At 58.1% G+C, this 13,503-nt stretch carries 10 protein-coding genes; 2 read left to right on the top strand and 8 right to left on the bottom strand.

Translation table 11 applies throughout. The annotated features are described in order from the left end of the window. Positions 1 to 356 precede the first annotated feature (356 nt). Positions 357 to 2,174: a calcium-binding protein gene (locus CU103_RS31090; protein ID WP_146147798.1), complete on the bottom strand. Its 1,818-nt coding sequence runs from the start codon at positions 2,172 to 2,174 to the stop codon at positions 357 to 359. 193 nt (positions 2,175 to 2,367) lie between these two features. Then, entirely contained in the window at positions 2,368 to 3,909 is a 1,542-nt protein-coding gene (locus CU103_RS14370; protein WP_106664643.1) for a calcium-binding protein, read from the bottom strand. A 492-nt stretch (positions 3,910 to 4,401) separates the two neighbouring features. On the opposite strand from CU103_RS14370, the gene CU103_RS14365 reads away from it, so the two are divergent. Both CU103_RS14365 and CU103_RS14360 read left to right on the top strand, forming a co-directional pair. Next, positions 4,402 to 6,510 carry a lytic transglycosylase domain-containing protein gene (locus CU103_RS14365; RefSeq protein ID WP_106664642.1) on the top strand — a complete coding sequence of 703 codons (2,109 nt, stop codon included), beginning with the start codon at positions 4,402 to 4,404 and terminating at the stop codon, positions 6,508 to 6,510. Between the two features lie 308 nt (positions 6,511 to 6,818). Then, entirely contained in the window at positions 6,819 to 7,739 is a 921-nt protein-coding gene (locus CU103_RS14360; RefSeq protein WP_106664985.1) for an alpha/beta fold hydrolase, read from the top strand. A 368-nt stretch (positions 7,740 to 8,107) separates the two neighbouring features. Here CU103_RS14360 and CU103_RS31415 read toward each other — a convergent pair whose 3' ends face one another. From CU103_RS31415 to CU103_RS14325, 6 genes are all read right to left on the bottom strand, one after another. Then, positions 8,108 to 9,238, bottom strand: coding sequence for a calcium-binding protein (locus tag CU103_RS31415; RefSeq protein ID WP_170117036.1), 1,131 nt, complete (start codon positions 9,236 to 9,238; stop codon positions 8,108 to 8,110). 191 nt (positions 9,239 to 9,429) lie between these two features. After that, positions 9,430 to 9,648, bottom strand: a complete 219-nt coding sequence (locus CU103_RS31085) for a hypothetical protein (RefSeq protein WP_146147797.1) — start codon at positions 9,646 to 9,648, stop codon at positions 9,430 to 9,432. 400 nt (positions 9,649 to 10,048) lie between these two features. Beyond that, entirely contained in the window at positions 10,049 to 11,194 is a 1,146-nt protein-coding gene (locus tag CU103_RS14340; RefSeq protein WP_170117035.1) for a calcium-binding protein, read from the bottom strand. A gap of 344 nt (positions 11,195 to 11,538) precedes the next feature. Continuing rightward, entirely contained in the window at positions 11,539 to 12,222 is a 684-nt protein-coding gene (locus CU103_RS14335; protein WP_106664632.1) for a hypothetical protein, read from the bottom strand. 187 nt (positions 12,223 to 12,409) lie between these two features. Further along, positions 12,410 to 13,075, bottom strand: coding sequence for a BON domain-containing protein (locus CU103_RS14330; protein ID WP_106664630.1), 666 nt, complete (start codon positions 13,073 to 13,075; stop codon positions 12,410 to 12,412). Positions 13,076 to 13,240: 165 nt separating this feature from the next. Then, on the bottom strand, positions 13,241 to 13,503 hold a 263-nt coding region (locus tag CU103_RS14325; RefSeq protein WP_210203763.1), incomplete at its 5' end, for a porin.

The raw sequence follows: 13,503 nt of genomic DNA, 5'->3' as shown, positions 1-13,503 counted from the left end.
CGGGGTACACCATACGCCTTATATTGCGATGAAGATAGTAACGTTGTATTAAACCACATATAAGTGAGAGTATTTATTACCAAATGACATTGTAGGCAAAAAGTATTGCTTCGTTTTTTTCATGAGAAATAATTCGGATGCAGAAACAAATATTTGCTCGATGGCGTGGCTTCGAAAGTAGACGGGCGCTGCTTCGTCATTGGCTGTACGTCGTTCGCCGTTTGACAAGCTCACGATGGCGCAGCCTGAGAGACGACCGTCGCATGAGGAAGTTTGGCGCGACCTTGATGCCAGAAAAGAGCGGGAGGACAACAAGGCGTTTGCCTTATTGCCCTGCCCTCGCGCTTGGCCGCCCATCAAATGACTTCTATGTTTGCCAAAGTATAAGAGGCGCCGTTCTGATTGATCTGCATGATCGACCCTTCGTCCGCAAACGCGGACGCTTCACCGGTAATGAGCGTAATAGTGATAAGCCCATTCTCGACGACAACCTGGCCGCCGTCAGGTTCGACAATCAAAGTCTGATGCCCGTCCTGGGTCAGATCGCCGTCGATCGCCGACAGATCGACAATGCCACTAATGTCGTCGAAGATCGTATCGACAGAGTCCGGATCGAAATTGAACTTGAAGCGATCGGCGCCTTCGCCGCCGGTGAGCATGTCGGTCCCTGCGCCGCCAATGAGCGTGTCGTCGCCGTCACCGCCGTCGAGCTTGTCATCTCCCCCGTTGCCATTGAGCGTGTCGTTGCCTGCATTGCCGAAGACGTCGTTGGCTTCGGAGTTGCCGATGAATTGATCGTCCTGGGGGGTGTTTATGTTCTGGTTTATGTTGAAGTACTCATCCTGATAAAATTCATCGCCAACCGCAGCAAGGGCCAGACCCGTTGTAGAACCGAGCAGCGTCAGCGTCATCCTGCCATCGTCGTTCATCGTCCATACCACACCGCGCGACAGATTGCTCAGATCCATCCTATTGTAGCCATCGCCGCCGTCAACCGAGCCAAGGTTCGTGGGATTGTCCGGATCAGTCGAGCCATTTGCCAGAGTATCGTCGAAGAAAGCAAACGTGTCATTGCCTGCGTCGCCCCGCAGATCGTTCTGCCCTGTGCCCATGAGGAACAGGTCGTTGTCGTTGCCGCCGAAGACGAGATCGTTGCCCGAACCATCGTCCAGCGTATCATTGCCGTTGCCGCCATCCACGGTATCATGGCCATTGCCGCCTTTGAGCGTGTCATTGCCGCCGAAGCCTTCTAGCTGGTCATCGCCATTGCCGCCGTCTTCGTCGTCGTCAAATTCAGTGCCGTCGAGGTCATCGTCGCCGTCTTGGCCCTTCAGGACACCGCCTTCCTCGGCGAGCGCCTGGAAGTCCGCGAGCGCCAGCGCCGCGCTGCCGCCGATGCTGAGCTGGTCATTGCCCTGGCCGCCGGTGATGCTGTCGCCGCCGCCGCCGCCATTGACGGAAAAGCCGGTTGTGCTGGCGGGGCCATCGATGACATCCGCGCCCGCCGTGCCGACGAACTTCTCGATGGAGGCGAAGCTGTCGCCCGCCGCATCGCCGCCGCTGCTGACGCCGCCGCCGAGCACGAGATGGACCGGCGCGGCGCTGGTGGAATAATCCGCCGTGTCGATGCCGGTGCCGCCGTCGAGAATATCGGCGCCCGCGCCGCCAGCGAGAATGTCGTTGCCGCCCATGCCCTTCAGATGATCGTTGCCGCCAAGCCCGGCGAGGATATTGGCGAGATTGTTGCCGGTGATGGTATCGGCAAAGTTCGAGCCGACGACATTTTCGAAGTTTCTGAACGAGTCGCCCTGGGCCGCGCCGCTTCCGCTGCCGTTTGCGTTGGCGTTGTTGCCGAGGGTAAGGGTGACGCCTGACAGCGATTGCGAATAGCCGACCGTATCATTGCCCGCGTCGCCATCCATGGCGTCATTGCCCTTGCCGCCCTCGACATAGTCGTTGCCGGTGCCGGCGTTGATGGCATCATTGCCGTCGCCGCCATCGAGGAAATCGCGGCCGCCGCCGCCATTGATCGCGTCATTGCCGCCACGACCCTGATAATGTTCATCGGCGGCAGTGCCGTTAAAGGCATCGTTGCCACTGCTTCCTTCAATCGCCGGACCCTGTACGAGCCCCAGAAGCTGGAGCAGGCCATTCGGTAGTGTGATGATGGACATGTCGTCCTCCCATGGTTGGGATGCACGGGCGGCTCTGTCTCGGGCAGCTCCCGGTTAATCGCGCAAGTTATGGCGCGATGGAAAATAGAAGCGCTGCGGCCGAAAGGTGTGGGGCGCCTTGGGGAGCTGTGGGGTCAGAATGCTCCCTTGGGGGCTTGAGCAGGAGCAGTCAACCGGTGGCGTCGAGGCTTAACTAGAGGATGAAATCGGCCGCTACCAATTGGTCGACGCTTATCTGCATATCTGCTCCGAGGTCGGCGTTAATATTAGCTTCCATTTGGCCACCCGCGTAGCGAACCTGCCCTGCAGCTGAGAAGCCCGCACTACCGATATAGGTAAAAGCGTCGTTCGCATTGGCATTTCCCGCAATGGCGTCTATTGCGGACAGATCGATTTTGTCACCTTGCGAAGAGCTAAAATCTTCGATTGTGTCGTTGCGGTCTTGATTTGTCGCATTATCGAAATAACTATCGTCTACTTTCAGATAGACAAAAGTATCGGCGCCGCCATTTCCAGTCAGGACGTCGGGTCCAAATCTACCCGTCAACCGGTTGTCGCCATGGTCGCCGACGAGAATATCGCCTCGACCGATCCCCTCGGTAACGGTAAGTTCATTGCTGCCGATCAGATTCTCCTCAAATTTCATGGTGCTAAACTCAATAGTGGGGAATGCGGAGTATAGTAGGTGAATTTTACCAGCCAGCATATCGGCCTCAACATTTGTCCCATCAAACTGAATTGTATCGATCCCTTCCCCCCCGCGGATCTCATCTGACCCGGGATTCATTCCGAGTGTAGCGGGACGCTCCCGGTTTACGAAAAAAAGATCATCGCCAGTTCCACCATCAAGGACATTGTTCCCATCCGCAGGTGTCGTAGGGAGCGGACGATCGATTCTCGCGTCTAGGACATCATTGCCGGCGCCGCCATTGAGGGTGTCAGCCCCGACTAGGCCTCTCAGAACATTGTTACCGGTATCGCCGGTAATCACGTCAGAGAAGGCCGAGCCAGTGACATTTTCGATCGTGCTGAACGTATCGCCCTGTGCATCACTGCCACTGCCGCTCGCCGTGGAAAGATCGACGTTGACCCCTCCCGGCGAGGTCGAATAATCCGCCGTATCAATGCCAACGCCGCCGGTGAACGTATCCGCCCCGGCGCCGCCGACCAGAGTATCATCGCCCTCGCGACCAAACAGGAAGTCATTGCCGGCAAGGCCAATGAGAATATTGTTGCCGGTATTGCCGGTCAGCGTGTCATCGAAATTCGAGCCTACGATGTTTTCGAAGCCGCCGGTGATGACGTCCACGCCGACATTGGCACCGCCGGAAACCGTGCCGCCGCCGCTGGCATTGAGCGTCACCGTGACCCCGGTGCTGGTGCCGCGCACGGGTTCGGCCGATTCATAGCTCAACGTGTCAATGCCGGGGCCGCCGTTGAGGATATCGGCACCGCCGCCACCCTCGATATAGTCGTTTCCCGGACCGCCATTGATGGTGTTGACGCCGGACCCGCCAAAGATCTGATCGCTGTCAGCACCGCCATTGAGCACATTGACCACACCGGCGGCACGGCTGTCGATATAATCGTTGCCGCCATTGCCGAAGACAACGAGGTTAAGAATACTGCCGACGGTGATCAGATCGTTGCCGGGACCTCCGGTGGTGCCGGAGATCGGCGTCCACGGGCCGTTATAAATTCCCAAAAGTGTGAACAATGCGGGATTGAGTGCCATAACCGTGCCCTCCCTCAAAAAGGGCTGCACGAGCCGGTGTCCTCCCTCAGGGCCTGCTACCCCTGCAACTATGGTCTATATGCTATACCTCTTTCGGACTAGATAAAAGCGCCGCGTATAATTATTCGAAAAAAACCTGCGTAATAATCATCACCAAAAAGAATTATACTTGTGAATGGGAAGTAATTTCTGTGCGCTAACAGACAGTTGTGGCGAACAGCGCAAGCAAGGCGAAAAGATGCGGGGCAATTTCCTCTTTCACGGATTTGGCCTTCTTCGCCCAACCGGGAAATCCAGGAAAGTGGATTTACCAATTTGAATGCCCCCTCCGTTGCGATTTCCAGCGGTTGCAGGAGAGTGAAATTGCAAATCCGAACTTTTCGGCTAACCTTTCGTTAAGAGTGCTTTCATACGTCCGCCACTATTATCTGATGATCATATCCCTGGATCGGGGGGCACCTGACGATCCGCTTCAAATAAACTGGTATCCGAATGCTGAGAACTCCTGTTTTGCGTCATGTTCTTCTTGGCCTCACGCTTGCGCTGACGGCTACGGCTGCCCACGCGCAAAATCCCGCGCCTTCGGCAGCCGTCCCGGTGCCGGGGCTGAAGCCCTTTGCCGCGACCGGGGCAAGGGTGAGCCCGGCCATGCAGGCCATCGCCCGGCCGGACCCGGTGACGACGGCGGGCATCGCCAAGACCTCGAAGCCATCGGCCATAGCCGGCAGCCTGAAAACCGGCCTCGACGCAATCGCCTCCGGCGACGTGAACCGCGCGCTCGGCATCCGCAATGGCCTGCCCGTCAATGCGCTCGACCGGCATATACTGACGTGGGCGATCGGCCTTTCCAATGCGCCGGGCCTGCCGAGTTCGGAAATTGCCCATGCGGCGGCCGAACTGCCGGGCTGGCCGGGCATGGCGACTTTCCGCAATAATTCCGAGCGCGCGCTCTACAAGGAAAATCCGGCGCCTTCGGTCGTCATAAACGCTTTCGGCAATACCCCGCCGCAGACGGCGGAAGGCGTGGTCATTCTCGCGCGCGCCTATGTGGCGAGCGGCAACCCGGCTCGGGCCCGCCAGATCCTCGCGCCGTTCTGGCGCACCAAGAAGCTTGATGACGGCCAGGAAGCCATGATCCTGAAGGAGTTTTCGCAGGTTATCGCCCGCGACGACCACCTGACGCGCATGCTGACCATGCTCTACGAGGGCAAGGTGAAGTCCGCCGGGCGTGTCGCCAAGCTTGCCAATGCGGATTCGCTGTTCCAGGCATTCGCCGCCGTTTTGCAAAAATCGCCGGATGCGGGCAAGAAGCTGGCGCAGGTGGATGGCTCGTGGTCGCGCAACGCCGCCTATATCTTCGCCAAGGCGCAATATCTGCGGCGGCAGGAGAAATTCCGCGAAGCGGCGGATGTGATGGCCACGGCGCCGCGCGATGCGGCGGCGCTGGTCGATCCGGATGCATGGTGGACCGAGCGCCGGGTACTTTCACGCGAACTGCTCGACATTGGCGATGCCAAGCGCGCCTACCGCGTGGCGGCGATGCACAGCGCCGAGACGCCAAGCGTGGCCGCCGATGCGGAATTCCACGCCGGCTGGGTGGCGCTGCGGGCGCTGAACGATCCGAACACGGCGCAGAAGCATTTTGCGCGTATCGCCGAGATTTCATCGAAGCCGATGTCCGCCTCGCGCGCCTATTACTGGCTCGGACGCGCGGCGGAAGCCGGCGCGGCGGGAGGAGCGCGCGACTATTACGCCCGCTCCTCACGCTACGGCACCACATTCTACGGCCAGCTGGCGGCGGCAAAGCTTGGCCAGTCCAGCCTGCAGCTGCCATACCCCAAGCCGACCGACGCCGAGCGGGCCCGTTTTGCCGGGCGCGAGGCCGTGCGGGCGATCCAGCGGCTGGAAGAGACGGGGTACGATTCACGCGCCGCGATGCTCTATACGAGCCTCGCGCAGGAGCTGGACAGCCCCGGCGAGCTGGCGCTGCTGGCGGTGATGGCGGAGCGCAAGAACAACCATTATGTCGCCCTGCGCGTCGGCAAGGCGGCGGCGCAGCGCGGCATCGACGTCGGCGCCCTGTCGCATCCGATCGGCGCCATTCCGCAAAACGCCAATATTTCCGGCTCCGGCACCGCGCTGGCCTATGCCATTGCCCGGCAGGAGAGCGAGTTCAACCCCGCTGCCGTTTCCAGCGCCGGGGCACGCGGCCTGCTGCAGCTTTTGCCGGGCACGGCCAAGGGCGTTGCTACCCGCGCCGGCATGAGCTATTCGAAGGACCGGCTGACCACGGACGCCGCCTATAATGCGACGCTCGGCGCGAAATTCCTCGGCGAGCAGATCTCGAAATTCGATGGTTCGTATGTGCTTACCTTTGCCGGCTACAATGCCGGTCCGACGCGTGCCAATGAATGGATGACAAAATATGGCGACCCGCGCGGCAAGCCGGTGGACGAGGTCGTTGACTGGATCGAGCGCATTCCCTACACCGAGACGCGCAATTACGTGCAGCGGGTGATGGAAAATTACGAGGTCTATAAGGCCCGGCTTACCGGCAAGGCGCAGATCGAGAGCGATCTGACCTCCGGGCGGCGGGGTTGAACCGATTGGTTTGACGGACCCCAGCAGTGAAGCGATGCCGCTTTCTCTCTCCCCTTGGGGCCCGAAGGGCGGGCGAGACCCGTGGCTCGCCCCGGTAGCGATTTCAGCATCTTGACCCCTTTGCTAAATCCTTGGAAAATCCAAGTGAGGAGATAGCTCAGTGAGGCAAATCCCCTCTCTGGCGATTTCTAGCACTTGAGCGAAGAGCCAAGATGCTGAAATCGCTTTCTCTCCCTCAAGGGGAGAGATAACACTGCATCGTTGTGTCCTTTAATTTCGTCGTTTTCATATTTATTGGAGTCATACTATTGAGCGATTTTTTTAACGAGATTTTCTACGATGCGCCGGACGGCCTGAAGCTTTATGCGCGGGTGTACGAGCCGGCGCAAACGGCGGACACCCCGCCCCCAAGGGCTCTGCCAATTGTCTGCCTGCCCGGCCTGACGCGCAATACCAGAGACTTTCACGAACTGGCGCTCACCCTCGCCGGCCACCCGATAACGCCGCGCCGGGTGATCAGCTTCGATTTTCGCGGACGCGGGCGGTCGGCATACGATCCGGACTGGTCGCACTACAATATCGGCACCGAGGCGGGCGACGTGATCGCCGGGCTCAGCCATCTCGGCATCGAACGGGCAGTGTTTCTCGGCGCCTCGCGCGGCGGAATGGTCACCCATATCCTCGCCGCCATCGCCCCGCAGCTGCTGGCCGGGGTGATCCTCAACGATATCGGCCCGGAGCTTGCGCCAGAGGGCCTGATGGAAATCTGCGAGAATCTGGGCAAGCGCGCGGACGGCGCGGCCCCGGAACCGAAGAACTTTGCCGAGGCCGAAGCGCTGCAGCGCGCGGCGCTGGCAGACGCCTTTCCGGCGCTGACCAATGCGGACTGGGAGCGCTCCACCCGGGCGATCTACGCGGCAAGCGATGGCGGGGTGCGCCCCGACCACGACCTCAATTTGTTGAAGCCGCTGGAAGGCATCGATTTTGCCCAAAAGCTGCCTGATCTTTGGGCGCAGTTCGACCTTTTCGCCGAACTGCCGCTGCTGCTCATCCGCGGCGAGAACACCAGGCTGCTGGCGATTGAGACTGTCGCGGAAATGACCCGCCGCCACCCTGCCTTGCAAGTGATCAATGTCGCCGGACAGGGCCACGCGCCGCTGCTCGAAACCGGACAGCTGCCGGAGCTGATCGCAGCATTTGCGGCCGGGATCGATTTAAGGGTGGTTTAGGGGAGCGGTTTAATCTGCGATGCCGATTATCTCCCCCTTTGGGGGGAGAAAGGATTTTCCAAGTGAGGGGGCAGTTCAGTGTGGCAAATCCCCTCTCTGGCGATTTCTGGCACTTGAGCGAAGAGCTAAGATGCTGAAATCGCTACCCGGGGCGAGCCACGGGTCTCGCCCGCCCTTCGGGCCCCTCAAGGGGAGAGATAACACCCGCAAGGGGAGAGATAAGCCGGCGTTGGCTGTCGCACCGGCCACATAGAAGGATTTCCTGGAGAATTCGTCGCCAGGATGCCCGGATCGCACTCCCGGTCCGGCCGGTCACCAAACCGGGAGTGCGAAGACTCCCCGGCGGGTGAACGCCGGGGAGTTGTGGGTTAGAGGATGTAAGTGATGTTGATGTTTTCCGGAAAGTCCCCAGTGAAAATATCGAACTGCATCTGGGTTCCATTCGGGCCATCTGCAGTAATATGATGCCTCAAAGACCCGGCCTCATATACATCGTGTATGTTTTGATTCCACACGAATGTGCCATTGCCATTGCCGGCGTTTCCATCCGGATCAATGGCGCTCAGGTCGATGGTTATTGAAGTTGTATGTGGCACTCCATCCATAACGATGAGTTCGACGGCACCACCAACAGGTGCATCGCTGAATGCCTTGTAGACAAATTTGGCGCCGTTGCCATAAGCAAACAACTGGTCAACACCACCGCCGCCATACGCCACTTGGTTGGCACCGACACCAATAGTATCCGCGTTTGGGCTGCCGTTGACGCCTTCAATATTGCTGAGGGAGTCGCCTGCCGCATCGCCGAGAGACGCTAAATTATGCGGCAAATCAATAGAAACACCATTCTGCGAATTCGAATAATCCACTGTGTCTATGCCAGCGCCGCCATTGAGCACATCGGCACCCGCGCCACCCTGGAGCAGGTCATTGCCGCCATTGCCGTTGATTGTGTCATTGCCGCCGAGGCCGATGAGAACATTGTCACGGGAATTGCCGGTGATCGTGTCATTGAACGCCGAGCCAACAACATTTTCGAAATCATTGCCGATGACGTCGCCAGTGGCATGACCTCCGCTGGCCGTCACCACTGCGCCCGACATATTGATCGTCACACCCGCAGGCGAATGTTCGTAGCTCAGCGTGTCGATGCCGCCATTGCCGTTGAGTGTATCAAGTGTGCCGCCCCGGCCCTCGATAAGGTCATTGCCGTCGCCGCCAATGATGACATTGTTGCCACCGCTGCCGAAAATCTGGTCGTCGCCAGCGCCGCCATTGAGCGTGCTTACGTTCAAGCCATTGGTGATGCTGCTTGCATCGATCCTGTCATTGCCGCCAGCGCCGTTGACCGTGAGGTTCGACATACTAGTGATCGTCATGTTGTCATTTTCCGTCGTGCCATTGACGATCGCAGCATTTGGATCGACGACAAACGGCGTCCATGGGCCGTTATACAATTTAAGAAGAGTCAGAATGGATTGGGGTAACTGTGTAGGCATAACCCGCCCTCCCTTTAAAAGGGATGCACGGGCCGGTGTCCCCCCGTGGGGCCTGCTACCCCTGCAACTGCAGGGTACACCATACGCCCTATGCGGCAATAGTAATAGTAACTAATTATTAAACCACCGGTAGCCGCCAGTATTTATTACCAAATGTCAAATATACCCCAAAAGCATTAAAATGCATTTCTTCAAATAAACAATTCGGCAACAGAAACAAAAGCTTGTTCTATTGTTGAGTTTTCTCGGAAAGATTTGGTATTTTGTCTGCTTCCGGACAGTGAGAGGCAGGCTCTATGGCCGATGCGGCATGTTCTCTTGCCCTTGCGGAAGAGATAATCGTTCAGCTGCGCTTGCCGCTTCTCGCGCTTTTCGCAGGTGTCTTCGCGCCCTGGTAGCGATTTCGGCATCTTAGCCCTTGCTAAGTGCTAGAAATCGCAAGAGAGGGGATTTGCCAATCGGACTACCCCCTCACTTGGATTTTCCAAGGATTTAGCGAGGAGGCTAAATCCAGGAAAATCCTTTCTCTCCCGCAAGGGGAGAGATAAGCCGGCGTTGGCTGTCGCACCGGCCACATAGAAGGATTTCCTGGAGAATTCGTCGCCAGGATGCCCGGATCGCACTCCCGGTCCGGCCGGTCACCAAACCGGGAGTGCGAAGACTCCCCGGCGGGTGAACGCCGGGGAGTTGTGGGTTAGAGGATGATTTTGAAGTCAAATGGAATATGGCGCGCAGTCTTTATTTTTACACATCAAGTCATTGAGAAAGCCAGTCTTTGATCGGCGCCTTCAAAAGCGAACTTGGGCAGCTCTAAAGAATGAAATCGGTCGCCACGATACCTTGGGCCGAATTTACGCGAATCGCAAAGTCGTGGAACCCGTCGCCATTGACATCAGCCACCACATGACCGGAGGATGATATATACGTAATTCTACCTGCCACACCGTTTTGAAGCGCGCCAAACGTAAAGGCCTGATCGCCCGCCAGGATCGTGTTGGCATCAATTGCAGACAAATCAATCTTGTCTAGCAGTCCGCCAACAATATCCAATGGACGATTGAAATCCTCGATGAAATCAGGGCCGGCCGGTATGATCGGCGAGTCAGCGATGTCCTTGTAGACGAAGGTATCAGATCCTCCCAAGCCGCTAATCCTGTCGCCGCCACCTCCACCACAAAATACATTGTTGAATTGGTCACCTCGAAGCTCGTCAACAAAAGCACTGCCGATTGCATTCTCAATGTAAACAAGTACATCATTAAATGGCTCACCGATTATGCGAGCGCTAAACTCACTGAGGTTTAAACGTAGCGGTCCGCCCGCTGCCGAGTAGTCTACTGTGTCATTGCCATCTCCACCATTGAGATTGTCATCGCCATCGCCGCCGATGATCGTATCATTGCCGGCCATGCCTTTCAGCGTGTCATTGCCACCGAGGCCGACAAGAACATTGTTGCCGGCATTGCCTGTGATGGTGTCGTTGAAGTCGGAACCGACGACGTTTTCAAATCCGCCGGTGATGACGTCCACGCCGACATTGGAACCGCCGGAAACCGTGCCGCCGCCGCTGGCATTGAGCGTCACCGTGACCCCGGTGCTGGTGCCGCGCACGGGTTCGGCCGATTCATAGCTCAACGTGTCAATGCCGGGGCCGCCGTTGAGGATATCGGCACCGCCGCCACCCTCGATATAGTCGTTTCCCGGACCGCCATTGATGGTGTTGACGCCGGACCCGCCAAAGATCTGATCGCTGTCAGCACCGCCATTGAGCACATTGACCACACCGGCGGCACGGCTGTCGATATAATCGTTGCCGCCATTGCCGAAGACGACGAGGTTAAGAATACTGCCGACGGTGATCAGATCGTTGCCGGGACCTCCGGTGGTGCCGGAGATCGGCGTCCACGGGCCGTTATAAATTCCCAAAAGTGTGAACAATGCGGGATTGATTGCCATAGGCCGGCCTTCCCTCTGAAAGGGATGCACGGGCCGGTATCCCCCCGTGGGGCCTGCTACCCCTGCAACTGCAGGGTACACCATACGCCCTATATGGCGATGACAATAGTAACTATTTATTAAACCACCGGTAGTCGGCAGTATTTATTACCAAATGTCAAATATACCCCAAAAGCACTAAAATGCATTTCTTCAAATAAACAATTCGGCAACAGAAACAAAAGCTTGTTCTGTTGTTGAGTTTTCTCGGAAAGATTTGGTGTTTTGTCTGCTTCCGGACAGTGAGAGGCAGGCTCTATGGCCGATGCGGCATGTTCTCTTGCCCTTGCGGAAGAGATAATCGTTCAGCTGCGCTTGCCGCTTCGCGCGCTTTTCGCCGGTGTCTTCGTCACAGGCTTCCCGGTTACAGCCTTCTTCGCCGCAACCTTCGGCTTCGCCGCGGGGGCTGACGGCTTCACCAGCGCGGCCGCCTGTTTGCCCCAGTTCTCGCGAAGCGCGCGGCCGGGAAAGCCGATCTCCTCGCTGACCCAATTGGCCTCGTCGACGCTCCAGCCGGCAATCTGGTCATAGTGGAAAACGCCAAGGGCGAAGAGCTTTGTCTGGATGCCCGTGCCGATGCCTTCGATGGCGGTCAGGGCGTCGGGCTTGCCACGGCGGGCGGTCTTGATGAGCGCAGGGCGGTGATTGTCGTCCTGGCGGGGATTTTTCACACGCTTCGCCGCCGTCGCGGCCGTTTGAGCGGAGGCTTTTTTCGCCGGCCTGCGCCGGTCTTTCGTTGCATCAAGGGCTTCCGGCGGAACAGGTTCCGGAGGCGGGATCATCGCAGCCGCCTCGCGTGCCGATCTGCGCACATCGTCATTGGCCGGCAGCGCCGTCAGCGATGCCAGCCGCGCATCGGCGGCGCGGGTCGAGTTTTCAGAAACGGAATCCTTTTTCGGCGAGAACCTTTTGAAAAGATTGCCTAAAAGCGCGCCGGCGAGAAAGGCCGCGGCAATGAGAAACAGCGCCTGAAGGAGAAATACTACCATCGTTCCGTATCCCGTCTCGAGCAAAAGTCAGCGCGCCATGCGGCCGGTCCGGCGTAACCCAGCCACAGTTTCAATGGCGCATACTAGCCGCCGCTCCGATCATAGGTCGACCAGCCGACATAGAAGCCAACAAGAGCAGCTATCAACAGAAAGAGCCAGAGCTGGCTGATCAGGAACCACATGTTTACTATCCGCCGCTGGTATTTACCGGCACTGCCAGTTTGATTTCCCCCGCCTTGCCATTGCCGGGAATCGGCATGCGCAACGCGGCACCCAACGCATCATAGTCGGCGGAGTTTGCCGCTGTCCCGCTGATATTATAGGTCTCGCCCGAAATTTCGACTTCGCCATTGGTCAATTGCGCCGCCTGGCGCAGCGCGAAGCCGACGAGATCAAAAAACCCCTGAGGCGCGCCGCGTGCGACGGCCATTTCGTCGAGGATTTCGATGCCGGGCATGGCGTTTTCCGCCGCCGCGAGAATCCGCGCGCGTGAATCGCCATAGGGAACGTTGCCGGAAAGCAGAATTCCATCGTCCGATTTGGTGATGGCAAACGAAAAGGGGTCCGCGAGCGGCAGCAGCGTGGTCTGATCGTCGACGGCGCGGACGCCCCGCGTGTCCGCGGCAATTTTCAGCGCCGCCGCCAGGGCTTCCTCGGAGGGAGCGACCCCCTTCAACGTGAGGTCGCGGCCGTCGATTTCCGCGCTTGCCCATGAATTTGCGGGTTCGAGCGCGGCATTGGCCGCTTCGGTGAGCTGCTGGTCGATCGGGTCAGTGAGAAACCATCCGGTCAGCACCGTCAACAGCGCGACGGTGATCAGGCCCGGCCAGAACCAACTCTTGTAAATGTGCATATGCTAACGGCTCTCTTCCATGCTTATCGGCTTTGCCATGTTAACTGGCATATCAACACGGCGATATGTCGTCGGTACACAAAAGTTTTGCACGGCCAGGCCGCAGGCAAAAGAAAACCCGGCAGCTTGCGCTGCCGGGTCTCAATCAACCAATCCAGTAAAGGATTAGAAGTTACGCTGGAAGCGGATGATACCGCCGAATGCGTCGTCTGCTACACCACGGTCGTCGCCGAAGGAGGTGTAAGCGATTTCAGGAGTGATTACGAAACCAGGAACCAGCTCGTAAGCTACGTTCAAAGCAGCAGCAACCGTGCCTTCGTCTTCGTAAGCAACCTGGCCGTTGATCGTGGCCTTTTCGGTAACCTTGAAGGAAGCGCCACCCCAAACAGCCCAATCGCCGTTCCACGCACCGTAGAACTGTGTCGGCT

Origin of the sequence: Phyllobacterium sophorae, from assembly GCF_003010965.1 — a bacterium.
In the GTDB taxonomy this organism is placed as follows: Bacteria; Pseudomonadota; Alphaproteobacteria; order Rhizobiales; family Rhizobiaceae; genus Phyllobacterium; species Phyllobacterium sophorae.
The sequence above is the reverse complement of the archived record's forward strand: the minus strand, read 5'-3'. Positions and strand labels throughout refer to the sequence as shown.